This is a genomic window from Candidatus Omnitrophota bacterium (genome assembly GCA_034717435.1).
Taxonomy (GTDB): Bacteria; Omnitrophota; JAUWXU01; order JAUWXU01; family JAUWXU01; genus JAYELI01.
This window is the reverse complement of sequence record JAYELI010000017.1, coordinates 22,166-44,356: the sequence shown is the minus strand read 5'-3', so window position 1 is coordinate 44,356 and position 22,191 is coordinate 22,166. Positions and strand designations below refer to the sequence as shown.

The following is a 22,191-nucleotide window of genomic DNA, read 5'->3' as shown; positions in this document are numbered from 1 at the left end:
CTTTTTTAGTATTTTTCGTTCCATCCGGCCAAAGAATAATAAGGTAATCAGGACTATTGCCGTAGTACCCATTGCCCCCTGATAAAAACCACACCCCAGGGCCAGGCCTATGCCGGCTACTGTCCAGAGACTGGCGGCTGTGGTTAAACCCCTGACTGACGCCTTGAATCTCAAAATCGTGCCGGCGCCCAGGAACCCGACCCCGGTAACTATCTGGGCGGCAATCCTGGCCGGATCTACCTGAGCTATTCCCTGATAAATCTCGGCGATATATATAGAAACCATCGTAATAAGCGCGGCACCCACGCAAACCAGGATATGCGTCCTAAAACCAGCGGCCCGGCCATGTATCTCCCGCTCAAATCCCACCAATCCGCTTAAGACAGCCGCTATAACCAACCGCAGCATAATCTGACCATCCGTCAACATTTTATCCCCCTCCAAATTCCAGGCTTGGCATTGCTGTTAGGCTCAAATCAAACCTTTTTCCTTTTTTATATTGCCTGTATCCTAAGCTGGCCACCATCGCCGCATTATCCGTGCAAAATTCCTTCTCCGGCCAACAGATTTTTATGCCTGATTTATCTGCTTCAGCAGTCAGTTTTTTTCTGAATCTAAGATTAGCTGCCACGCCCCCGCCGACCGCCATCTTATCAACCCTTTTCGTTTTGCAGGCAGAAATTGCTTTAGCGGTCAGGGTATCTACCACTGCCTCTTGAAAACCGGCAGCGATATCCGCTATCTGCGCTGTGCGCTGTGCGTCGTGCGTCGTGCGTTCTAATGTTTTAAAATTCCGCTTTTCTTCAAAATCCCGCTTTATTTTTCCTGACGCACGACGCACAACACACAATGCGCTACGATCAACATGATCTCTTACGTAGTATAACACAGATGTTTTTATTCCGCTAAAACTAAAATCCAGAGAATCCTTTTTTAAAAAACAGCGGGGAAATTTTATCTTTTGCGGATCGCCTTTCCTTGAGAGACGCTCAATGACCGGCCCTCCGGGATAACCCAGGCCTAATATCCTGGCCACTTTATCAAATGCCTCTCCGGCAGCGTCATCGCGAGTCCGGCCCAAAAGCTGATACCTTCCCTTCCTGTTATAAACCAAACTGGTATGGCCTCCGGAAACCACCAAGCCGATAAACGGGGAGCGGGGAATTCTCTTGCCGATAAAATTGGCCTCTAAATGGGCTTCTAAATGATTAATCCCGACAAGCTGTAACTTATGGCTGAGGGAAAAACTTTTAGCAACAGAAATCCCCACCAGCAGGCTGCCGACCAGACCAGGGCCATAGGTAACCGCGATTAAACCGATGTCTTCAAGCCCGGCTTCGGCCTGCTCCAGGGCCTGATGAATGACATAAATCACTTTTTCCAGGTGAGCCCGGGATGCTATCTCCGGAACAACCCCGCCAAATTTTTTATGCAGTTTAAGGCTGGAAAAGACAACGCTGGAAAGAACCTTTCTGCTGTTTTCTACTATGGAAACAGCTGTTTCGTCGCAGGAGGTATCTATGCCCAGCACTAACATTTTTTCGTAACTTTCAAAACTGGTTTATGGTTGTCGATGCTCGTATCGATGCTCGTCTTGGAAGCTGGAAGCTCGGGGTTTAATCCTAAATTATCCAGCTTCCAGTTTCCAGCTTCCAGTTTCGACACCAGCATCGACAACGTTAAACGAGCTTCCAGCATCACATGTTTTTAATCAGTTCGATCGCTTGCGACAACTGTCGATCATCAGCCGGGTCTTTAGGCTCAGTAAGCCCGGATATTTCCTCAGCTACTTGCTCCACGGTCGGTTCTTCTTCGTCCTCTTCCCGAGATTCTGGCTCTACGACTACATCGGGAGTAATACCGATATCGTGAATACAAATTCCACTGGGAGTAAAATATTTTGCAGTAGTTAACCTCAAAGCCGAGCCGTCGCTTAACGGAATTACTGTCTGAACCGAACCCTTGCCAAATGTTTTCTCCCCCAACAGCACGCCCCGCTTATGATCCTGGATTGCGCCAGCCACAATTTCAGAACCACTGGCACTACCTTTATTTACCAGAACAATCAAGGGATAACCGGGGTGAGTAAACCTGGCGCTGGCTCTGAATTTCATATTCTGGCTGTCCCTCCGGCCGCGGGTAGAAACAATCGGCTTGCCGCTAGAGATAAATTTATCCGCTACCTTGACCGCCACATCCAAAAGCCCGCCGGGATTATTTCTTAAATCCAAAATTAACCTGTCCATGCCTTGTTTTTCTAAATTATCCAGGGCCTGCTCCAAATCCCGGGGGGTCTTTTCTTGAAATTCAATAAGTTTAATATAACCTGTCCGCCCCTCGACCAGCCTAACATCTTTTACGCTTTTTATCTTTATTACAGCCCTGGTAATCGGGAACTCTAATAATTTCTGTTCAGGCTCTCTTAAGATAGTCAGGGTGCAATCTGTCCCCGGCTTTCCCCTCATTTTTTTAACCGCTTCCATCAGGGTAATGTCCTTTGTCGATTCATTATTGATCTTGATGATTTTATCCCCGGATTCCACCCCGGCCTTATAAGCCGGCGTATCCTCGATCGGAGAAATAATAGTCAACAGGCTGTCCCTGATAGTAATAACAATACCTAATCCCCCGAATTCACCCTTGGTTTCAACTTTCATTTCTCTGTAAGTATCCGGGTTCAGGAATTGGCTGTGTTTATCAAGGGAAGAAAGCATGCCTTGAAGCGCACCGTAGATTATGTCCCGGGCACCTACCTCTTCTACATAATCGGTTTGGATTATGCTTATGGCATCGGCAAAAATCGGCAGTTGGTCGTAAATCGATGTTTCTTTCTCTGCAGCCATTACCGGCCAGGCAAGATTCATGACAAAAGCAAATACCGCTACGTAAATAACTATTTTTTTTCTAATCATTATTGCCTCCATTATAGATAAATTGTTAAATGGTTATATTGTTAAATGGCTAAATGGCTAAATTGTTAAATGGTTAAATTGCTAAATTGCTATACTGGTTTAGCAATTTAGCAGTATATCTAGCAATTTATCAGTTTAACAGTTTAGCAATTTAGCTATTTATCAGTTTAGCTATTTTTAAGCCGCTCTTTTAATATCTCGTTTACCATCCGGGGATTGGCCATCCCCTTTGTCTGCCTCATTACCCGGCCTACTAAAAATTCCAGGGCCCTGACTTTGCCACCCTGGTAATCTTTAACCGATCCCGGGTTATCTTCTATTGCTTTATCTATTATCCCGGCCAACTGATCCTTGCTCGAGACCTGGACCAAACCCCTGTTTTTTACTATTTCAGCGGGAGAGGACTTCTTTTCGATTAATTCCGGCAATATCTGCTTAGCCATCTTAATATTAATCTCTTCGGAATCCACCATCTTGATCAATTCGGCTAAATGGGAAGCTAAAAGGCCAAGTTCTTTTATCCTCACGTGTCTCAAATTCAATTGGGCCAGCACCTCACCGGTAATCCAGTTGCTGATCTGCTTGGGATTGTTATACGATTTAACGCATTCCTCAAAATAATCCGCTAAATCCTTACTGGAAATCAATACCCCGGCGTCATAATCGGAAAGAAAATAATCTTTTTTAAAGCGTTCTTTTTTGCTTCCGGGAAGTTCGGGAAGCTGGTCTTTTATCGCTTCAATCTCAGCCGGTTCAATTACAAACGGCACCAGATCCGGCTCGGGAAAATAACGGTAATCATGGGCTTCTTCTTTACTGCGCATAGATTTGGTAACGCCTTCTGCCGCATCCCATAACCTGGTTTCCTGAATTATCCTTTCTCCTCCAGCAAGCATTTTCTCCTGGCGGGAAAGTTCATAACTTAGCGCGTCTTTAACCCCTTTGAATGAATTCATATTCTTTATTTCTACCTTCGCGCCTAAAGAGGCCGTGCCCTGAGGCCTGATCGAGACATTGGCATCACAGCGAAGACTGCCTTTCTCCATATTGCAATCGCTTATCTCTAAATAACCTAAAATTGATTTTAACAATGAAAGATACCGGTAAGCCTCCTCTGGAGAAGATATCTCAGGAGTGCTTACGATTTCCAGTAAAGGTATACCTGCGCGATTAAAATCAACCAGGCTCGTCTTAACGGATAATTCCGGATGCACGAGCTTGCCGGCGTCCTCTTCCAAATGAACCCTGACAATTCCTATCCGTCTGCCGGCGACTTCCAGATAACCCTGATAAGAAAGGGGTTCGCCAAATTGGGAAATCTGATAGTTTTTAGGCAGATCCGGATAAAAATAATTTTTGCGGTCAAACTTAAGCTTACCGGCTATCTTGCAGTTTAAAGCCAAGGCAACTTTAACAGCCCTGTTAAGCACTTCTTTATTTAAAACAGGCAAAGACCCGGGCAGTCCCAGGCAAACCGGACAGGTCTGGCTATTGGGCCGGGCTCCAAACCGGGTGCTGCATCCGCAAAATATCTTGCTTTTCGTGGAAAGCTGAACATGCACCTCTAAGCCGATATTCGCTTCGTACTTCACTGGTTGCTTTCAACTCCTTTTGAGCTTTGAGCTTTGAGCTTTGAGCTCAAAGCTCACTTGTGTTCTATTTCCGGTTTTTTCAGGTGATAGCCAGTGTTCTGCTCAAACGCGTAAGCGCATTTAAAAATAGCTTCTTCGTTAAATGGTTTAGCTATAATCTGAAGACCGATCGGCAATCCTGAAGCAGTAAAACCGCAGGGAATCGATACCGCCGGCAGTCCAGCCAGATTAACCGGAATAGTAAGTATGTCTGAAAGATACATCTTGAGAGGGTCATTGATTTTTTCTCCGATATTGAACGCAGGCGTCGGAGAGGTAGGGGTTAAAATCAAATCATAGCGGGAAAAAACCTTGTCAAAATCTTTCTTGAGCAGGGTGCGAACCTTCTGGGCCTTAATATAATATGCCTCGTAATACCCGCTGCTTAAGGCATAAGTCCCTAATATCACCCTCCGTTTGACCTCCCGGCCAAACCCTTGTTTTCTGGTATCGAAATAGGTATCAAGCAGGTTTTCTTCTTTTGCCCGATAACCATACTGGATGCCGTCGTATCGGGCAAGATTCGATGAGGCCTCGGCAGGCGCCAGGATGTAATATACGCTGACCGCAAATTCAGTGTGGGGCAGGCTTACCTCCCGGCATTCAGCCCCTAAATCAGATAACTTTTTAATCGCGTTGCGCACTGAATCTTCCACCTCCCGGTCAATGCCCCGGCCAAAGTATTCTTTAGGTATGCCTATCTTTAATCCTTTAACACCGGCCCGGAGCACCTGAGTATAATCGGGAACAGCTAAATCAACAGATGTGGAATCACAAGGATCATGTCCGGCGATCATATTTAAAAGCAAGGCAGCATCCTCTACGTCTTTTGTAATCACACCGATCTGGTCAAGGCTAGAGGCAAAAGCAATCAGGCCAAAACGGGAAACGCGGCCATAGGTAGGCTTTAAGCCTACCACTCCGCACATTGCAGCAGGCTGTCTGATCGAGCCGCCGGTATCTGAACCGATTGCCAAGATGGCCTGATCAGCGCTGACAGCAGCTGCCGAACCTCCGCTTGATCCGCCGGGAATAGTTTTTAAATTCCAGGGATTACGGGTCGGGCCAAAACAGGAGGTCTCGGTAGAGGAGCCAAAGGCAAATTCATCCATATTGGTCTTTCCGATAAAAACAGCCTTTGAAGCCTCAAGTTTTTGAATAACGCCGGCATTGTACGGCGGCCTGAACCCGCTTAATATCTTTGAACCGCAAGTGGTCGGCTTGCCTTTGGTGCAAATATTATCTTTGACAGCAACCGGAATGCCGGCGGGTCTGGCCTTTGCCTGGTTAAGCGATGCCTGTTTATCCAGAAAGACATAGGCATTTATATCTTTTTCAAAGCATTCGATCTGCTTAAAGATATCTTTAACCACTTCATGGGAACATATTTCTTTTTTCTTTATTTTAGCCAGCATTTCGTGGGCGGTTAATTCATTCAATCCCATTGTCCGTGACCTTTAATTCCCTCTATGAGCTATGAGCTTTGGGCTATGAGCTTAAAGCTCAAAGCACTCTCGGCACCTTAAAAGATGTTCCGTCTTTCATCGGTGCATTATCCAAGGCCTGATCTGTTGTCAAAGAATCCAAAACCTTGTCTTCTCTGAATACATTCTGAAGTTTGATTACATGGCTGGTGGACGGGACTTGCCCGGTATCTAACTGATTTAACTTGTTAATGTAGTCTAAGATAGTGGAAAGGTCTTTGGCAAAACGCCCCTTTTCCGAATCGGTCAACCCGATCCTGGCCAGCTTTGCCGCATAATTAATGTCTATGGTACTCAAGATAACACCCCCGGTTAAAAACCAAAATAACACAGCCTTATTTAAAAGTCAAATACCTGCCTTCAGGTTATTAAAAAGCCCGGCGAATTCCTCCAGCTTCAGGCTCTCGGCACGCCTTAAGGGGTCCAGCCGGGATTTTTTAAAGACGTCCGACCATTCCTGCTTAGTTAAATTAAAACATTTTGAACCGGCCAGAGAGTTCAAGATTGTTTTCCTCCTTTTGTTAAAAGAAGCCCTGACCAGCCTAAAGAACTCCTGCTCATCATTCACTCGTACCGCCGGCTGCTTAAGCATCTTAAGCCTGATGATACTACTGTCTACCTTTGGCCGGGGGAAAAAGGCATCTTTTTTTATTACGCTTTGCAGCGACGGCTCGCTGTAATATCTTATGTTCAGGGATATGCTTGCGTAATCTTTTGTATCCGGTCCGGCCAGTAAACGCCGGCCTACCTCTTTCTGGACAGTAATCAACACAACATCAATAATTTTTCCCGCATTAAGCAAACGAAAAATAATCGGACTGGTAATATAGTAGGGAAGACTGCCGATCACTTTCAACTTTTTATTGCCCCTGACCAGACTGAACAGGTCAATCTTTAATATATCATTACAAATGATCCGCAGGTTTGAATAATTGCCAAGAAGGTCCTTCAGAATCCGGCAAAGTTTTTTGTCTTTTTCAACCGCAATAACCTCTTTTGCCTGCCGGGCTATCTTTTCGGTCAGCATTCCCAGGCCAGGCCCGATCTCCAGCACTGAATCTGCCGGCTTTATCCCGGCAAACCCGATCATCTTATCCCTGACCTTATCGTTAATTAGAAAATTCTGCCCCCATCTCTTTCTCGGCCTGAAATCATACTTGCGCAATATCGGTTTAATATTCATTTTATATACAGATCAGCTATGAGCTGTGCGCTGTGCGCTTTTTAGCTCATAGCCCAAAGCTCATAGCCCAAAGTTCACATTACTGCTTACCTTTTCTGTGTCCATCTGTGTCTAATTCTAGTTTGTTAACTAGCTTTTTGTAGCGGCTGCCCCTGGGGATTAGTTTGATAATCCTGGCCTGTTGGCTGTGATGAAACAGCTCTATTTTTAGATGTTCGGCTGGCAGGGCGCCCTTTAAGCTCTCGGCCCATTCTATTGCGGTTATTCCATCTCCATAAACGTATTCGGTATAATTTATTTCTTCCAGATCGTCAGGGCTATCCAGCCTGTACAAATCAAAATGATAGAGCGGCAGCCTACCCTGATAGATATTTAACAAAATAAACGAAGGGCTCCGGACATAATTTTTAATTCCTACTCCCAAGCCCGAAGCCATACCCTGAACCAAGACAGTCTTGCCTGTTCCCAGCTCGCCTACTAAACCGACTACATCGCCTTTGTTTAAATACCGGCCTATTTCTCTTCCTAACGCCCTGGTCTGGCTGGTGCTCTTACTCAAAATAGCCTTCATCTAAAAATGCTGCCAGCCTTTTGGCCCGATGCTTTTTATTCTGCCGTGTTTATCGGCTAAACAAATGCCCTTGTTTTTGACAATCTCTCCGATCATGCTGATCGGGGTGCTGAACGCCTTTCCGAAAGAAGAAAGCGCCTTCCTTGCCTCAGCCTTTGGCATGGTAAATAACAATTCAAAATCTTCTCCATGCTCTATAGCCCGCTTAAAATCCCGGTTTGAACAGACAGGGATATCCCTCTGGTAAATCACAGCCCCCAGCCTGCTCTCTTTTGTAATATGGCCAAGGTCCCCAATAAGACCGTCAGATATATCGATCATGCTGTTTATTTTAAAATTATTATTTAAAAACCGTGCTTCGTTCAAGCGGGGCATAAACTTAAGGTGTTTATCAAAAATAACCCCTCCCAGCCTGCCGGTAACTAAAATAGCGTCTCCAGGCCGGGCTGTACTGCGCAAGAGAACATCTTTTTTATTTACCAGGCCGGTCATACTTACATTTATAACCAGTTTTTCCGATTTTACGATGTCTCCGCCCACCAGGTCAACAGCAAAAAGACCTGCCAGTTTTTTTAATCCGGAATATATTTGGTCGACAAATTTTACGCTCAACCCAGGTGCCAGTCCTAAAGATATCAGGGCCTGGCCCGGTAAAGCGCCCATGCTGGCTATATCGCTGATCGAAACACCTATTGCCTTCCACCCTATCTGATAAGGAGTGGCCCTGCTGCAATCAAAATGCACACCCTCAACCAGCATATCGCAGGTCAAAACCAAGTATTTATCCCTGCTAAACTTTATTATTGCGGCATCATCGCCGATGCCTTTGATTACCCGGCTGCTGGTTTTTGTCTTACGCCGGATTCTATCGATCAATCCGGCTTCACCGATATCTTTTAATAACTTCACGTTACGCCCCTAATGCTATGCACTTAGCTTTGGGCTTTGGGCTCATAGCTCATAGCCCACACCACTGCTTACTTTTTTCCTATTCACTTGCCCTTACCGGGGCTGCAGTTTTTCGATGATAGCATCAGCCATCTGAGAAGTGCCTACGGCTGAGGGGTCAAGGGGGGAGTCTTTCAAATCATAGGTAACTCTTTTTCCTTCCCGGATCACTTCTGCTGCCGCTTTTTCCAGCCTGTCAGCTGCCTGTTTTTCCTGAATATAGCGGAGCATTAAAACACCGGATAATATCATCGCAACAGGATTGACTTTATTCCGGCCTTTATATTTAGGCGCTGCCCCGTGGATCGGTTCAAACAGAGCGATATCATCGCCGATATTCGCCCCCGGGCCCAGGCCCAGCCCCCCGCACAGCCCGGCGCATAAATCAGAGATAATATCACCGTAAAGATTGGGCAAAACCAGCACGTCGTAAAGATGGGGTTTCTGGATCAACTGCATACACATATTATCAACCAGCCTGTCTTCAAATTCTATTCTGCCTTGATATTTCTGCGCTATTTTCCTTGCTGATTCCAGGAACAGGCCATCGGTATATTTCATAATATTGGCCTTATGAACCGCGGTAACCTTTTTCCTTTTATTTTCCAGCGCATATTCAAAGGCAAACCTTACAATTCGCTCAGAAGCGGATCTGGAAATCGGTTTTATGCTAATCGCTGAATCCCCGGCAATCTTTTGAAGAGAAATGCCCTCAATTTTTTTTATGATATCTAAAGCCGGGGAGCTGTTTTCCTCAAATTCTATTCCGGCATAGAGATCTTCGGTGTTCTCTCTGACCACAACCAGGTCTATATCTTTATATTTCGACCTCACGCCCTGGTAAGATTTGCAGGGCCTTAAACAGGCATACAATCCCAGGGCCTGCCGCATCTTCACGTTAACAGACCGAAAACCCCTGCCGATCGGGGTAACTATCGGGCCTTTTATCCCGACCTTATTTCTTTTTATTGAATCAAGCACTGCCGGAGGAAGGGAGTTATTCTCCTGGTCAAGCATTTTTTGGCCAGCCTCGACTTTTTCCCACTCTATCTTTACGCCGGTAGCGTCCAGGCATCTTCTCATTGCCTCCATTACCTCCGGTCCAATACCGTCTCCGGGAATAAACGTAATTTTATGGTCCAAATTCAAACCCTCCGTATTTCTTAAAATGCTCGATAGCCCCTCCGTCTTCGAGCAGTCTTTTCATCGTAGGGGGCAAAACACTTATTTTAATTTCAATATTTTTTGTAATGTCTTTAAGCAATCCCTGGTCTAAATCAACCACCAGCTGATCGCCCTGTTCGATGTTTGAGGTATCGCACTCAACCAGCGCCAGGCCTATATTAAAGGAATTGCGGTAAAATATCCGGGCAAAGCTTTTGGCGATAATCGCCGAAATACCGGCCGCCTTCAAGGCCAGGGGCGCTTGTTCCCGGGAAGAACCCATGCCGAAATTTTTTCCTGCCACCAAAAAAGATCCTTTTTTGACCCTGTTATAAAAATCATTGTCAATATCCTCAAAAATATGCCGGCTGAGCTCAACAGGATCCTGAATATGAAACTTATACCTTCCCGAGATTATATAATCGGTATTTATGTCGTCATCAAAGGGAAGTTTTAACGCATCGCCTCTTAACATTAAAGAAACTCCTATTATAATGCCTAATTAACCTAATTGACCTAATTTCTAATCAATTCCCAATTTCTAATGTCCAAATTTTGTTATTGTTAATTGGTCATTGGGATTTATTTAGGTCAATTAGAAATTAGTTATTTATTTACCAATATACTCTCGGGGATCGGTTATTTTGCCTTTGATTGCGCTGGCCGTAACAGTTGCCGGAGAAGCTAGATATATCTCCGCAGAGCTGTTCCCCATTCTTCCTTTAAAATTCCTGTTTGCTGTTGAAATAACCGCTTCTCCGTCAGCAGGAACCCCTCCCTGCGTTCCGACACAGGGCCCACAGCCAGGGGGCAAAATCACAGCCCCTGACTCTATAAAAGAAGAAAGCAGTCCTTTTCTTGCTGATTCCAGCATAATATTTTTAGACGCCGGGCAAACTATAAATTTTACCCCGGGTTGGATTTTCTTACCTTTGATAATCCCAGCGGCTATTTCTAAGTCTTCCAGCCGGCCATTGGTGCATGTGCCTAAAAATGCCTGATCGATGCGCTTGTCTTCCAGTTCTTTGATCCCGCAGACATTATCAACGGAATGGGGTTTTGAAACCTGGGGTTCTAATTTGCTGACATCATATTCCCTGATATCTTTATACCGGGCATCGCGATCTGCGCTAACCGGCCTGGGCTTTCGTTTAGAATGCTTCTCGATCCATTTTAGGGTCTTTGCATCTGCCTCCATCAATCCGCATTTTGCGCCCATCTCAACCGCCATATTGCTTATGGTAAACCTTGCTTCCAAGCTTAGCTGGTCGATCGTGCTGCCGGAGAATTCAATTGAATCATAGGTACAGCCATCGGCCTTTAGGCCGCCGATTATCGAAAGGATTACATCCTTGGAATAAACCCCCCGGGGTAATTTCCCTTTTATTTTTATCTTTATTGTTTCGGGGACCCTGAACCAATTCTTCCCGCTGGCCAGACTAATGGCAAGATCGGTAGACCCGACACCCGCAGCCAGGACATTGATTGCGCCATAAGTAGTAGTATGTGAATCTGCCCCGATTACCAAATCGCCGGCTACCACCAAGCCGCGCTCGGGAATTACTACGTGACAAACGCCATTACCAACATCATAAATTTTGCTAGCCGTATCAGTAGAAAAACGCCTCATCTTCTGGTGTAAATCCGAAACACCCTGGTTAGGGCTGGGCGCGCTATGGTCAATGACCATGCAGAACTTCCGGGGATCAGGTATGGACTTCAGGCCCATCTGATAAAAACTATCGATAATAATTCCGCTGGTGCCGTCCTGTCCGAAACAAAAATCCACTTCGCAGACAGCTATATCCCCTGCCCTTACTTCCCTGCCGGCGTGATTGGATAATATCTTCTCGGCTATTGTCTGTCCCATATTTTAATTAAACGTCATGGGTTATAGATCATAAGAAATTGGTAAACCATATGTCATGGGTTTTTACTTATGGCCTATGACCTATGGCCTAATGCGGCTTATGAACTTCGCCAACCTATTCACTCCTTCTTTTATATCTTCCATGCCCGTAGCAAAGCTAAGCCGGATGTAATTATCTTCTCCAAAAGCAACGCCGGGCACCACAGCCACTTTTTCCCGTTCAAGGAGTTTTTGGCTAAAATTTAACGAACCTCTGCCTGTTTTCGATATATCACAGAATAAATAAAACGCGCCTTCGGGTTTAGAAAATGAAATTTTATCTATTTTTCGAATTTCTTTTAAAAGATAGTTACGTCTTTTGCTAAATTCCTTTTGCATCTTAACGATAAACTCTTCCTTGCCGTTTAAAGCTGTCAGGGCTGCCTTCTGGGCAATTGAATTAGGATTAGACGTAGAATGGCTCTGGAGAACAGCTACGGCCGAAGCAAGCTCTTTTGGCCCGGCCAAATATCCTATCCTCCAGCCGGTCATCGAATAGGCCTTGGACAGGCCGTTTACTACAATGGTTATTTTATTAACTTTCTTGTTCAGGGAAGCAATAGAAATATGGCGCTTTTTATCATAGATTATCTTTTCATAAATTTCGTCGCTGATCAGATATATATTATGCCTGAGGACAACCCTGGCTATTTCTGCAAGTTCTTCCCGGTTATAAACACTGCCGGTCGGGTTAGCCGGGCTGTTTAAGATAACTGCCCTGGTCCGGGAAGTAATCGAAGATGCTAACTGCTTTCCGGTCATCTTAAATTGATTATTTATTTTTGTCGGAATAATAATCGGCCTGGCGCCGGCCAGCTTAACCATCTGGGGATAGCTTACCCAATAAGGAGAGGCAATTATTACTTGATCGCCTTTTTGACATAAGACCTGAAGGATATTAAATAAGGAGTGTTTAGCCCCGCAGGAAACGACAATTTGTTCTGTCTGATAATTTAACGCATTATCGCGCCTAAGCTTATCGCAGATGGCTGCTTTAAGCTCTCTTGCGCCGGAAACAGGAGTATATTTGGTAAACCCGTTATTAATGGCCTGGATTGCGGCTGTTCTGACATGCAGAGGAGTATTGAAATCCGGTTCTCCGGCTGCAAAATTTATGACCCTGATACCCCGGCCAGCCATCTGTTTAGCCTGGCTAGTGACAGCTAAGGTTACGGACGGCTTAATACCGGCAATTTTTTTAGCCAGATTCATGCCTAAAATATTTTCTCAAGCCTCGCAAAAAACCTTCGGGTTTTTTTACCTTCGGCTTTGCTTTTTCTTTCGGCTTTACTTCTTTTTCCGGCTTTGTCTCTTTTTTCAGCAGTGGTTTTTTATCTACCTGCTCTTCTTTTTTAAGCTTAGCCGGCTTGGAAGCTATTAATTCAGTCAACTCCAGAATTGCCATTTCAGCTTTATCGCCCGCCCGCGGCGAGATACGGATCAGCCGCGTATAACCTCCCTGACGATGTTCAAACTTAGGCCCTATTTCTGTAAATAACTTTTTTACCAACGACCTGTCCTGTAACGTCTTGATGGCCTGCCGCTGCCTGTGCACTGTGGGCTGTTTGGCTAAACTGATTAATCGATCAGCTAACCGCCTAATCTCCTTGGCCCGGGCTACAGTAATCTTGATCCTCTGGTGCGTAAACAAACTGATCAGAAGGCTTCTGATGATGGCTTTTCTATGCCCAACCCTGTGGGCTTTAATTCTCTTCTTTTTCTTTTTGTGCCGCATTTATAACCTTTCTTTGTCTACCTTTATTCCTAAAGACAGATCCATTCTTTTAAGAATTTCCAGAATTTCGCCTAAAGATTTTTTGCCAAAGTTTCTATATTTTAACATCTGATATTCGCTCTTCTGGACAAGCTCCCCGATTGTCTTGATCCTGGCTTCTCTCAAACAATTAGCGCTTCTTACCGACAACTCCAATTCAGATATTGGTTTCCGCAAAACTTCATAAAACTCTTTTTCTTCTTCTTTTTCCTCAACTTCTTCTTCTTCTGGAAGTTTGCCATATTCAACAAATACTTCGAGGTGTTTTTGCAGGATATTTGAACCATAAAGAAGAGCCTCTTCAGGAGAAAGGCTGGAATCTGTCCAGACTTCTAAGATCAGCCGTTCATAATCCGTCAGCCGGCCGACCCTGGTATTTTCAACATGATAGTTTACTTTTCTTACCGGAGAAAATATCGAATCTATCGGTATAATTCCTATGGGCTGATTTTCTTTTTTATTGCTCTCCGCAGGCAAATAACCTCTCCCTTTAGCCACTTCCATTTCTACGTTAAATTTAGTCTTTTCCGATAAGGTGGCAATGTGCAAATCGTTATTTAAAACCTCAACCGTTGCGTCTGTCTGAATATCCTTGGCCGTGATTTCTCCTTTCTTGTCCACATTTATTTTGATAGTTTTCGGCGTCCTTGAATGAGAACGCAGGACAAGCCCTTTTATGTTTAAGATAATCTGAGTCATGTCTTCGACTACTCCCGGAATGATCGAAAATTCATGAAGTACGCCATTTATTTTGACATTGGTTACTGCCGTACCTTCAATAGAAGAAATCAGGACCCGGCGCAAAGAATTCCCGATCGTAACCCCGTAACCTTTTTCAAAAGGTTCAGCTATAAATTTGCCGTAAGTAGCAGTTAACTTGGTCTTATCGCATTCCAATACCTTTGGTAACTCAAAATTTCTCCACCTTACGCCCATGTTAAAACCTCCTGATTACACAAATGTTTATTAGCTATTAAAAACTAAATAAATCAGATTAAGTCATAGGTCATAGGTTATAAGTTTTATGACTTATGACTTATGACCTTTTTAGGATTTATCCTTTATCCGCGCTCATCTGTGTTATTATTTCGAATATAGCTCTACTATTAACTCTTCCTGTATACCAATAGTGGCTTCTTCCCGACGCGGCGGCCTAAGAACCTTAGCGGTCAACGCTTGATGATCGGCTTTTAACCATTCCGGCACAGGCCGTTCACCCACCCGCTCTATGCTGTCTTTGGCCTGCTTTAAGCTTCTTTCAGATCCCTTGATCCGTATTTCATCTTTCTCTTTTACAATATAGGAAGGAATATTGACCTTTTTAGAATTTACATAAACATGATTATGCTTAACAAGCTGCCTGGCCTGGGCCCTGGACGTGCCGAAACATAACCGGAATATTACGTTATCAAGCCTTCGCTCTAAAAGCTCAAGAAGCTTCTGGCCGGTAACGCCTTTAGACGCTTCAGCCCTTTTGAAGAAAAGCCTGAACTGTTTCTCTAAAAGTCCGTATATCTTCTTTACCTTTTGTTTTTCTCTGAGCTGCAAGCCGTAATTAGACAGTTTCATCCGCGCTTTACCATGTTGTCCGGGACGATGGCCTCTTCGGTCAAACGCACATTTATCAGTCTGGCATCTAGTGCCTTTTAAGAATAACTTTGCTCCTTCTCTCCGGCAAAGCCTGCAAACCGGACCTAATCTTCGTGCCATCGGTTAAACCCTCCTGCGTTTTGGCGGACGGCAGCCATTATGGGGAATCGGGGTAACGTCTTTAATAATGCTTATTGAAAGCCCTGCGGCCTGTAAGGCCCTGATGGACGACTCGCGTCCAGAACCCGGCCCCTTAACATAGACCTCGACTTCTTTCATTCCGTGCTCCATCGCCTTTTTAGCGGCATTTTTACTGGCCATCTGCGCTGCAAAAGGAGTGGATTTTTTCGAACCTTTAAACCCAATTGCTCCGCTTGAAGACCATGATATAGTTGCTCCGCCAATACCGGTAATGGTAATTATGGTATTGTTAAATGTTGCCTGAATATGGGCGATTCCTTTAACTACTGATTTGATCTTTTTTTCCTTAGCCATTTATTTTTTCTTTTCCCCCTTCGTTGGCGCTGTTTTAATTCGCCTTACACCTACGGTTCTCTTCGGCCCTTTTCTTCCCCGGGCATTTGTATGCGTCCTCTGGCCCCTTGCCGGAAGGCCTTTGCGGTGGCGCAGACCCCGATAAGTGCCGATGTCAATCAGCCTCTTAATGTTCTGAGAAATTTCCCTTTTTAAATCTCCCTCTACCTTGCATCCCTTCCGGATAACAGCCGAGAGCCGGGAGACCTCTTCGTCAGTCAAATCCCTTGCTCTTCTCTCAAGATCTATTCCGGCAGTTTTCAACAATCTATTAGATAAAGACCTGTTTATTCCGTAAATATAAGTAAGGGCTATTTCTATTCTTTTATCTTTTGGCAAATCAACCCCGACAATCCTTGGCATCCTACCTCCTTAATAATATTGCTAAATGGCTAAATTGCTAAATTGCTATAACAGTTTAGCAATTTATTTCTGTCTCTGTTTATGTTTCGGATTGGAGCAGATTACTCTTACTACTCCTTTCCGCCTGATAATCTTGCACTTGGCGCACATTATTTTAACCGAAGATCGTACTTTCATTTTGCCCTGTAGGTAATCCTTCCTCTGCTAAGATCGTAAGGAGAAAGTTCTACTTTGACCTTATCTCCGGCAAGAATCCTTATATAGTACATCCTCATTTTCCCGGAGATATAAGCCAGTATCTTGTGGCCGTTTTCCAATTCCACCCTGAACATGGCATTGGGTAATGTCTCGACCACCGTGCCTTCTACCTCTATATGCTCTTCTTTTGCCATTTTTTCGTAACTTTCGAAGCTGATTTATAGTTAAGGAGCTTCCAATATCACAGTGTTGACATTCCAATTAATGCTTCCGGCCCATTTTTAGTGACCGCTACGGTATCTTCAAAGTGGGCTGAAAGCAGCCCATCACAAGTTACAGCTGTCCAGTGATCACCCAGCACCTTAATTTTCCAGCCGCCCTGGGTCGCCATTGGTTCAATGGCCAATACCATGCCCGGCTCTAACATCGGGCCCTGATTTGGCTGGCCAAAATTCGGTATCGCCGGTTCTTCGTGCAGTTCAGAACCAATACCATGGCCGACAAAATCACGAACTATTGAAAATCCGCTGGCCTCTATAAATTTCTGAATAGCGCAAGATAAATTCGACAATCTATTCCCGGGTCTGGCTTGCTCGATACCTATCTTAAGAGCATTCCTGGTAGCTTCAAGCAGTTTTTTGGCTTCTTCGGATATCCTGCCCACCGGCAAAGTAACAGCTCCATCGCTAAAATATCCTTCAAGCTCAACACCGATATCTATGCTGATTATATCCCCGTCTTTTAATCTGCGGGGCCCGGGAATCCCGTGCACCAGTTCATCATTTAAGGAAACACAAATATTACCCGGAAAACCCCGGTAACCGAAAAACGCTGGTTTGGCCGAATTTTCGATAATCAACTCTCCGGCTATTTGATCAATATCTTCAGTCCTCGTGCCCGGCTTGACATATTCAGTTAACTTCCTGGCTACTTTAAAGAGTATTCCGGACGCATTTTTGATCAATTCGATTTCTCTTGCCGATTTAATTGGGATCATAGAGTAGATTTTTTAAAAAGGTATCGATTATGACTTTATAAAGAGCCTCTATTCCTAAATCTCCGCAAACACTCTCTAATATTCCTTTTTCACGATAGTACTCAATCAACGGAGCGGCATCTTTATAATATAAGTTTATTCTTCTGAGAACTGTTTCGGGTTTATCATCACTGCGCTGATATAATTTCCCTCCGCACTTATCGCAAATGCCTTCTACCTTAGGAGGGATATTTTTAATATGATAATTTGCAGCGCAGTTTTCACAAATTCTTCTTCCGGAGAGACGTTCAATAATCACCGGGTTAGTGGTTTTAAAATCCATAACCAAGTCTAACTTTTTATTTAACTTAGTCAGGAGCCTGTCTAAGCGCTCAGCCTGCTCTAATGTCCGGGGAAAACCGTCCAGAATAAAACCGTTCTTTAGAAATTGTGAACCGATAAATTCCTCTACCATCTTGATAACTATTTCGTCGGGGACAAGCTCTCCTTTTTGCATATATTCCCGGGCCCGCCGGCCAATCGATGTATCATCCTTAACATTCTGCCGTAGTATATCCCCGGTAGAAACATGGGGAATATTGAGCCTTTGAGAAAGAACCTCGGCTTGTGACCCTTTGCCCGCTCCCGGCGGGCCTAACAACACTAAATTCAACAGCCTTCTCCTTATTAATTAAATTGCTAAATTGCTATATTGCTAAATGGTCAAACTGTTATATAAATTATCTTTTAATTTAACAGTTTAGCAATTTAACAGTTTAGCAATTTAATTTATCGCCTTCCCCTGATCTTTCCTTTTTTCATAAAACCTTCGTAATGCCGCATTAAAAGCTGGGATTCTATCTGTTTCATGGTATCCAGGATTACTCCGATGATAATTAAAACTCCTGTCCCGCCAAAAAAGCTGGCTACCAAATAAGGTATCTTAAACCCCTGCGAAACAAAATGGGGGAGTATTGCGACAATCGCCAGGAATACAGCACCGCTTAAGGTGATCCTGGTCATTATATGGTCAAAATAAACCGCCGTCGGCCTGCCCGGCCTGATCCCCGGCACAAAGCCACCGTATCTTTTCATATTGTCAGCTATGTCTACCGGATTAAAAGTGATCGCAGTGTAAAAGTAACAGAAGAAAATTATCATAATCGCATAAAAGATTTCGTAAAAAGCCTTGCCTGGCACCAGCAAGTTAGCTATGGTCTGAACAGCCCTTCCGGGAATGAGCCCGGCAATGGTAGCCGGAAAAAGAATAACCGATTGGGCGAAAATAATCGGGATAACCCCTGCCTGATTAACCCGAAGCGGTATATAGGTGCTTTGCCCTCCGTAAACCCGGCGGCCGACGATCCTGCGGGCATATTGAACAGGTATCCGGCGCTGGCCCTGGGTAATAAGGATTATACTCACGATAACAGCCAATAGCATTACCAGCATCAAGCCAACGGTCAAGATATCCACCTGTTTCTTGATTAAAAGAACGTAAAGCTGATAAAACGCAGCCGGCATTCTTGAAACAATACCTGCGGTAATTATCAATGAAATCCCGTTTCCTATACCCCGTTCAGTAATCCGCTCGCCGACCCACATAATAAACGTCGTACCCGCAGTCAGGGTAAGGACGGTTAGCAGCCTGAACGACCACCCGGGAAATTGAACGATTTGGATACCCTGGAAATGGGCAGAGTTCTCAAGCCATAAACTGATAAAAAAGGATTGGATAATACAGAGTACGACCGTGCCATAGCGGGTATACTGGGTTAATTTGCGCCGGCCAATCTCGCCTTCCTTGCTTAATTTCTCTAATTGGGGAATGACTACTGTTAAAAGCTGGAGGATAATCGATGCCGAAATATAAGGCATAATTCCCAGGGCAAAAATCGTCATCCTGGTCATAGCGCCGCCAGTAAACATATTCATCAGGCCGAATAATGTCCCGCCTTGAGTTTTAGCTATATTATCAAAGAACTGGGCCAACGCCCTTCCGTCAATACCCGGAGTAGGAATAAACGCGCCGATTCTATAAACCGCGATTAAACCGAATGTAAAAAGTATTTTCTTTTTTAAATCCGCTATCTTAAAAACATTACTTAACGCTTTTAACATTTATCGTTGTTTAACTCCTCTTTTAAATTGCTAAACTGTTAAATAGTTAAATTGCTAACTTCTAATTCTAAGTATTTTCTTACGTTACAATTTAACAGTTTAGCAATTTAACAATTTAGCAATATAATTTTCCCTCCGGCTTTTTCTATTTTTTCTTTTGCATTTTTAGAAAAAGCATGAGCCTTTACAGTCAATGGCTTGGAGAGTCCGCCCCCACCCAGAATTTTAATGTTCTGATCTATCTTTTTTATACTCTTGCATTCTTTTAAGCTATCCGGCGTAACCACTGAGTTCTTGTCAAGACCCTCGAGTTGATCGAGATTAATCAGCTGATAATGCTTCTTAAACTGGGAGCAAAAACCTCTTTTGGGAATCCTTCTGCTCAAAGGCATCTGTCCCCCCTCAAAGCCAGGCCGCACTCCACCGCCGGAACGGGCCTTCTGGCCTTTATGTCCCCGGCAAGATGTCTTGCCATGGCCTGAACCAATCCCCCGGCCTCTACGCTTTTTTTTCTTCCGTATCTGCGATAACATCCTTTTCCTCTCGTTTGTTAAGGGTCATGCTGGTCAAGCCTTCTATTGTTGCCTTGACTACGTTAATCGCATTTTTCGTTCTCATGCATTTAGTCAAAATATCTTTTATCCCGCAGCACTCGCAGACAGCCCGCACCGGCCCCCCGGCAATTACCCCTGTACCTTCAGAAGCAGGCTTTAACAATACCCGGGCAGCGCCAAAATGTCCTATTACCTGATGAGGAATAGTGGTCCCCTTAATCGGGATAGAAACCATGTTTTTTCTGGCATAATCACTGGCTTTCTTAATGGCCTTACTGACCTCTTTAGCTTTTCCCAGGCTATAGTTAACCCGGCCGCGGCCATTGCCTACAACCACCAGCGCATTAAAAGAAAAACGCCTGCCACCCTTAACTACCTTAGCCACCCTGTTAATGTTGATAACCTTTTCGATCAATTCCGGCAGCTGTTCTTCTGTTTTCCGTTCTTTTCTTTTGATAGTTTTTTTCATAGTCTTTAACATTTAAGCCCATTGGCTTTTAGAGATTCAGCCAGGGCTTTTATCCTGCCGTGATAAATATAACCTCCCCGATCAAACACGGCTTTATCAATACCTTTTGATTTTATCTCTCCGGCCAAGACCCGGCCCAAAAGTTTAGCCGCCTCAATGTTGCCGCCTTTAGAGCTTTTTTTTCTGAACTTTTCATTTTTGGTAGAAGCCGAAAATATGGTCTTGCCTTTAACATCGTCTACCAGCTGAACATAGAGATTAAGATGGCTCCTGTGCACGCTAAGCCGGGGAATTATTCCGGTCCCGATTATCTTTTTTCTGATCCTCTTGTGCCTTTTCTTCAGCGCGATTTCTTTTTTATTCTTTTTCATTACGCAACAGCCTTACCCTGTTTACGCCGGACATATTCTCCGGCATATCTTACCCCTTTTCCTTTATAGGGTTCTGGTTCATAAAAACGGCGGATCTTGGCAGCTACTTCATGCACCTTTTGTTTATCAATACCCTTGACAACAATCCTGGTGGGCTTGGGCACTTCTATTTTGATCCCTTCGGGAATAGAAAAATCTATCGGATGCGAATAGCCCAATAACAGACTGAGTAAATGACCTTTGAGCTGGGCCCGATAACCCATGCCGTGAATTTCAAGCTCTTTAGAGTGTTGATCGGTTACGCCGGTTATCATATTGGCGATCAAGCTTCTGGTCAAGCCATGGAGTGAGCAATCCTGTTTAGATTCAGACGACCTGATAATTAAAATCCGACTATCCTTCTGCTCTATCTTCATCCGAAGATTTATATCCCGGGACAATTCGCCCTGCGGCCCCTTAACTTTTATATGAGCGCCTGATATTTCAACCTTAACCTTCTCCGGAATGCTTATCGGATTCTTGCCTACTCTTGACATTTTTCGTCTTTAACTCCTAATTTAAATTGTCAAATGGCTAAATTGCTAACTTGTGATCCTAAGCATTTTCTCACGTCACAATTTAACAGTTTAGCAGTTTAACAGTTCAACAGTTTAACAATATAGCAATTTACCACACGTAGCACAGTACTTCTCCGCCAACTTTCTTTTCTCGGGCAGTCTTGCCAGTCAAAACACCCTTAGAGGTTGAAAGTATACTCATTCCCATCCCCTGCAAAACCGTGGGTATCTTGCCGCGGTTAACATAAATACGCAGTCCCGGTTTTGAAATCCTTTTAATGTTTTTGATAATCGGTTTATTCCTGGAAGTAAATTTTAAATAAGTCCTTAATGTCCCCTGTTTATTATCAGAAATTTTTTTATAATTAGAAATATATCCTTCTTTTTTTAAAATCCTTACAATCTCTTCCATCACTCCGGAAGCAGGAATATCGGCTTTTTCGTGCCCGGCCCGGCCGGCATTCCTGATTATGGTCAAGCCATCCGCTATTGGATCTGTAATACTCATTTAGCTACCTCTTTTAAATTGTTAAATGGTTAAACTGCTAAACTGTTAAATTGAAAATCTCTGAAAACATGCTTTAACGCAGGCTGTTATGAAAAATTCGCGTTTTAAAACTTAGAAGACAAATCTCCGGTTTAACAGTTTAGCAGTTTAGCAATGTTGTTTTTCACCAGCTCGCCTTGGTTACTCCCGGTATTTCTCCCTTAGATGCAAGTTCCCGGAAACATATCCGGCACAATCCAAATTTTCGCATATAACCCCTCGACCGGCCACAAACCCGGCAGCGATTATATGCCCTTACCTTAAACTTGGGTTTTCGTTGTTGTTTTTCGATCAATGACTTCTTAGCCATTCTTCATTCCTTCTTATACACAGGT

The 22,191-nt window shown here is 44.1% G+C and carries 29 protein-coding genes; all 29 read right to left on the bottom strand.

The features are described from left to right. Nucleotides 1-429: MgtC/SapB family protein (locus U9Q08_01125; GenBank protein ID MEA3328335.1), on the bottom strand; the 429-nt coding region annotated here is incomplete at its 3' end. Nucleotide 430: 1 nt separating this feature from the next. Next, nucleotides 431-1,537, bottom strand: a complete 1,107-nt coding sequence (tsaD, locus tag U9Q08_01120) for a tRNA (adenosine(37)-N6)-threonylcarbamoyltransferase complex transferase subunit TsaD (protein ID MEA3328334.1) — start codon at nt 1,535-1,537, stop codon at nt 431-433. Nucleotides 1,538-1,697: 160 nt separating this feature from the next. Next, nucleotides 1,698-2,912: a S41 family peptidase gene (locus tag U9Q08_01115; protein ID MEA3328333.1), complete on the bottom strand. Its 1,215-nt coding sequence runs from the start codon at nt 2,910-2,912 to the stop codon at nt 1,698-1,700. Between the two features lie 167 nt (nt 2,913-3,079). Beyond that, nucleotides 3,080-4,504 carry an Asp-tRNA(Asn)/Glu-tRNA(Gln) amidotransferase subunit GatB gene (gene gatB, locus U9Q08_01110; protein MEA3328332.1) on the bottom strand — a complete coding sequence of 475 codons (1,425 nt, stop codon included), beginning with the start codon at nt 4,502-4,504 and terminating at the stop codon, nt 3,080-3,082. Between the two features lie 53 nt (nt 4,505-4,557). Next, nucleotides 4,558-5,988 (bottom strand): Asp-tRNA(Asn)/Glu-tRNA(Gln) amidotransferase subunit GatA, encoded by a 1,431-nt coding sequence (gatA, locus tag U9Q08_01105; GenBank protein ID MEA3328331.1) that lies wholly within the window; start codon nt 5,986-5,988, stop codon nt 4,558-4,560. Between the two features lie 58 nt (nt 5,989-6,046). Beyond that, nucleotides 6,047-6,325, bottom strand: coding sequence for an Asp-tRNA(Asn)/Glu-tRNA(Gln) amidotransferase subunit GatC (gene gatC, locus U9Q08_01100; GenBank protein ID MEA3328330.1), 279 nt, complete (start codon nt 6,323-6,325; stop codon nt 6,047-6,049). Between the two features lie 48 nt (nt 6,326-6,373). After that, nucleotides 6,374-7,210: a 16S rRNA (adenine(1518)-N(6)/adenine(1519)-N(6))-dimethyltransferase RsmA gene (gene rsmA / locus U9Q08_01095; GenBank protein ID MEA3328329.1), complete on the bottom strand. Its 837-nt coding sequence runs from the start codon at nt 7,208-7,210 to the stop codon at nt 6,374-6,376. A gap of 79 nt (nt 7,211-7,289) precedes the next feature. Next, on the bottom strand, nt 7,290-7,781 hold the full coding sequence (gene tsaE / locus U9Q08_01090) for a tRNA (adenosine(37)-N6)-threonylcarbamoyltransferase complex ATPase subunit type 1 TsaE (protein MEA3328328.1): 492 nt from the start codon (nt 7,779-7,781) through the stop codon (nt 7,290-7,292). Next, nucleotides 7,782-8,690: a thiamine-phosphate kinase gene (locus U9Q08_01085; GenBank protein ID MEA3328327.1), complete on the bottom strand. Its 909-nt coding sequence runs from the start codon at nt 8,688-8,690 to the stop codon at nt 7,782-7,784. Nucleotides 8,691-8,783: 93 nt separating this feature from the next. After that, entirely contained in the window at nt 8,784-9,872 is a 1,089-nt protein-coding gene (locus U9Q08_01080; GenBank protein MEA3328326.1) for an isocitrate/isopropylmalate dehydrogenase family protein, read from the bottom strand. Next, on the bottom strand, nt 9,862-10,368 hold the full coding sequence (locus U9Q08_01075; GenBank protein ID MEA3328325.1) for a 3-isopropylmalate dehydratase: 507 nt from the start codon (nt 10,366-10,368) through the stop codon (nt 9,862-9,864). The genes U9Q08_01080 and U9Q08_01075 overlap by 11 nt, the downstream gene beginning before the upstream one ends. A gap of 135 nt (nt 10,369-10,503) precedes the next feature. Continuing rightward, nucleotides 10,504-11,763 carry a 3-isopropylmalate dehydratase large subunit gene (locus U9Q08_01070; protein ID MEA3328324.1) on the bottom strand — a complete coding sequence of 420 codons (1,260 nt, stop codon included), beginning with the start codon at nt 11,761-11,763 and terminating at the stop codon, nt 10,504-10,506. An 81-nt stretch (nt 11,764-11,844) separates the two neighbouring features. After that, nucleotides 11,845-13,014 carry a pyridoxal phosphate-dependent aminotransferase gene (locus U9Q08_01065; GenBank protein ID MEA3328323.1) on the bottom strand — a complete coding sequence of 390 codons (1,170 nt, stop codon included), beginning with the start codon at nt 13,012-13,014 and terminating at the stop codon, nt 11,845-11,847. Continuing rightward, on the bottom strand, nt 13,001-13,537 hold the full coding sequence (gene rplQ / locus U9Q08_01060; GenBank protein MEA3328322.1) for a 50S ribosomal protein L17: 537 nt from the start codon (nt 13,535-13,537) through the stop codon (nt 13,001-13,003). Before rplQ ends, U9Q08_01065 begins: the two co-directional genes overlap by 14 nt. Then, nucleotides 13,538-14,512 (bottom strand): DNA-directed RNA polymerase subunit alpha, encoded by a 975-nt coding sequence (locus U9Q08_01055; GenBank protein MEA3328321.1) that lies wholly within the window; start codon nt 14,510-14,512, stop codon nt 13,538-13,540. 147 nt (nt 14,513-14,659) lie between these two features. Continuing rightward, a complete protein-coding gene (gene rpsD / locus U9Q08_01050; protein MEA3328320.1) occupies nt 14,660-15,286 on the bottom strand; it encodes a 30S ribosomal protein S4 in 627 nt (208 codons plus the stop codon). A gap of 3 nt (nt 15,287-15,289) precedes the next feature. Continuing rightward, nucleotides 15,290-15,661: a 30S ribosomal protein S11 gene (gene rpsK / locus U9Q08_01045; GenBank protein MEA3328319.1), complete on the bottom strand. Its 372-nt coding sequence runs from the start codon at nt 15,659-15,661 to the stop codon at nt 15,290-15,292. Further along, the gene (rpsM, locus tag U9Q08_01040) at nt 15,662-16,063 is read right to left on the bottom strand and encodes a 30S ribosomal protein S13 (protein ID MEA3328318.1); all 402 of its coding nucleotides are present in this window, start codon (nt 16,061-16,063) and stop codon (nt 15,662-15,664) included. Nucleotides 16,064-16,126: 63 nt separating this feature from the next. Continuing rightward, on the bottom strand, nt 16,127-16,240 hold the full coding sequence (gene rpmJ, locus U9Q08_01035; GenBank protein ID MEA3328317.1) for a 50S ribosomal protein L36: 114 nt from the start codon (nt 16,238-16,240) through the stop codon (nt 16,127-16,129). Then, nucleotides 16,237-16,455 (bottom strand): translation initiation factor IF-1, encoded by a 219-nt coding sequence (infA, locus tag U9Q08_01030; protein ID MEA3328316.1) that lies wholly within the window; start codon nt 16,453-16,455, stop codon nt 16,237-16,239. Before infA ends, rpmJ begins: the two co-directional genes overlap by 4 nt. Before the next feature lie 47 nt (nt 16,456-16,502). Then, the gene (map, locus tag U9Q08_01025) at nt 16,503-17,258 is read right to left on the bottom strand and encodes a type I methionyl aminopeptidase (GenBank protein MEA3328315.1); all 756 of its coding nucleotides are present in this window, start codon (nt 17,256-17,258) and stop codon (nt 16,503-16,505) included. Further along, nucleotides 17,245-17,901 (bottom strand): adenylate kinase, encoded by a 657-nt coding sequence (locus tag U9Q08_01020; GenBank protein MEA3328314.1) that lies wholly within the window; start codon nt 17,899-17,901, stop codon nt 17,245-17,247. The genes map and U9Q08_01020 overlap by 14 nt, the downstream gene beginning before the upstream one ends. A gap of 125 nt (nt 17,902-18,026) precedes the next feature. Continuing rightward, nucleotides 18,027-19,358, bottom strand: a complete 1,332-nt coding sequence (secY, locus tag U9Q08_01015) for a preprotein translocase subunit SecY (GenBank protein MEA3328313.1) — start codon at nt 19,356-19,358, stop codon at nt 18,027-18,029. A gap of 107 nt (nt 19,359-19,465) precedes the next feature. Continuing rightward, entirely contained in the window at nt 19,466-19,891 is a 426-nt protein-coding gene (gene rplO / locus U9Q08_01010; protein ID MEA3328312.1) for a 50S ribosomal protein L15, read from the bottom strand. Next, a complete protein-coding gene (rpsE, locus tag U9Q08_01005) occupies nt 19,857-20,381 on the bottom strand; it encodes a 30S ribosomal protein S5 (GenBank protein ID MEA3328311.1) in 525 nt (174 codons plus the stop codon). Before rpsE ends, rplO begins: the two co-directional genes overlap by 35 nt. A gap of 5 nt (nt 20,382-20,386) precedes the next feature. Continuing rightward, nucleotides 20,387-20,752, bottom strand: a complete 366-nt coding sequence (rplR, locus tag U9Q08_01000; protein ID MEA3328310.1) for a 50S ribosomal protein L18 — start codon at nt 20,750-20,752, stop codon at nt 20,387-20,389. After that, nucleotides 20,752-21,288, bottom strand: coding sequence for a 50S ribosomal protein L6 (rplF, locus tag U9Q08_00995; protein MEA3328309.1), 537 nt, complete (start codon nt 21,286-21,288; stop codon nt 20,752-20,754). The genes rplR and rplF overlap by 1 nt, the downstream gene beginning before the upstream one ends. A 130-nt stretch (nt 21,289-21,418) precedes the next feature. After that, complete coding sequence (gene rpsH / locus U9Q08_00990) at nt 21,419-21,817, bottom strand: 30S ribosomal protein S8 (GenBank protein MEA3328308.1); 399 nt, start codon at nt 21,815-21,817, stop codon at nt 21,419-21,421. A 163-nt stretch (nt 21,818-21,980) separates the two neighbouring features. Beyond that, nucleotides 21,981-22,166: a type Z 30S ribosomal protein S14 gene (locus U9Q08_00985; GenBank protein MEA3328307.1), complete on the bottom strand. Its 186-nt coding sequence runs from the start codon at nt 22,164-22,166 to the stop codon at nt 21,981-21,983. Nucleotides 22,167-22,191 lie beyond the last annotated feature (25 nt).

Bases quoted from the DNA above. Each gene is read 5' to 3' on its own strand.
- tsaD (MEA3328334.1), bottom strand. From the start codon at position 1,537: ATGTTAGTGCTGGGCATAGATACCTCCTGCGACGAAACAGCTGTTTCC.
- U9Q08_01115 (MEA3328333.1), bottom strand. From the start codon at position 2,912: ATGATTAGAAAAAAAATAGTTATTTACGTAGCGGTATTTGCTTTTGTC.
- gatA (MEA3328331.1), bottom strand. From the start codon at position 5,988: ATGGGATTGAATGAATTAACCGCCCACGAAATGCTGGCTAAAATAAAG.
- rsmA (MEA3328329.1), bottom strand. From the start codon at position 7,210: ATGAATATTAAACCGATATTGCGCAAGTATGATTTCAGGCCGAGAAAG.
- tsaE (MEA3328328.1), bottom strand. From the start codon at position 7,781: ATGAAGGCTATTTTGAGTAAGAGCACCAGCCAGACCAGGGCGTTAGGA.
- U9Q08_01075 (MEA3328325.1), bottom strand. From the start codon at position 10,368: ATGTTAAGAGGCGATGCGTTAAAACTTCCCTTTGATGACGACATAAAT.
- U9Q08_01070 (MEA3328324.1), bottom strand. From the start codon at position 11,763: ATGGGACAGACAATAGCCGAGAAGATATTATCCAATCACGCCGGCAGG.
- U9Q08_01065 (MEA3328323.1), bottom strand. From the start codon at position 13,014: ATGAATCTGGCTAAAAAAATTGCCGGTATTAAGCCGTCCGTAACCTTA.
- rplQ (MEA3328322.1), bottom strand. From the start codon at position 13,537: ATGCGGCACAAAAAGAAAAAGAAGAGAATTAAAGCCCACAGGGTTGGG.
- U9Q08_01055 (MEA3328321.1), bottom strand. From the start codon at position 14,512: ATGGGCGTAAGGTGGAGAAATTTTGAGTTACCAAAGGTATTGGAATGC.
- rpsD (MEA3328320.1), bottom strand. From the start codon at position 15,286: ATGGCACGAAGATTAGGTCCGGTTTGCAGGCTTTGCCGGAGAGAAGGA.
- rpsK (MEA3328319.1), bottom strand. From the start codon at position 15,661: ATGGCTAAGGAAAAAAAGATCAAATCAGTAGTTAAAGGAATCGCCCAT.
- rpsM (MEA3328318.1), bottom strand. From the start codon at position 16,063: ATGCCAAGGATTGTCGGGGTTGATTTGCCAAAAGATAAAAGAATAGAA.
- rpmJ (MEA3328317.1), bottom strand. From the start codon at position 16,240: ATGAAAGTACGATCTTCGGTTAAAATAATGTGCGCCAAGTGCAAGATT.
- infA (MEA3328316.1), bottom strand. From the start codon at position 16,455: ATGGCAAAAGAAGAGCATATAGAGGTAGAAGGCACGGTGGTCGAGACA.
- map (MEA3328315.1), bottom strand. From the start codon at position 17,258: ATGATCCCAATTAAATCGGCAAGAGAAATCGAATTGATCAAAAATGCG.
- secY (MEA3328313.1), bottom strand. From the start codon at position 19,358: ATGTTAAAAGCGTTAAGTAATGTTTTTAAGATAGCGGATTTAAAAAAG.
- rplO (MEA3328312.1), bottom strand. From the start codon at position 19,891: ATGTTATCGCAGATACGGAAGAAAAAAAAGCGTAGAGGCCGGGGGATT.
- rpsE (MEA3328311.1), bottom strand. From the start codon at position 20,381: ATGAAAAAAACTATCAAAAGAAAAGAACGGAAAACAGAAGAACAGCTG.
- rplR (MEA3328310.1), bottom strand. From the start codon at position 20,752: ATGAAAAAGAATAAAAAAGAAATCGCGCTGAAGAAAAGGCACAAGAGG.
- rplF (MEA3328309.1), bottom strand. From the start codon at position 21,288: ATGTCAAGAGTAGGCAAGAATCCGATAAGCATTCCGGAGAAGGTTAAG.
- rpsH (MEA3328308.1), bottom strand. From the start codon at position 21,817: ATGAGTATTACAGATCCAATAGCGGATGGCTTGACCATAATCAGGAAT.
- U9Q08_00985 (MEA3328307.1), bottom strand. From the start codon at position 22,166: ATGGCTAAGAAGTCATTGATCGAAAAACAACAACGAAAACCCAAGTTT.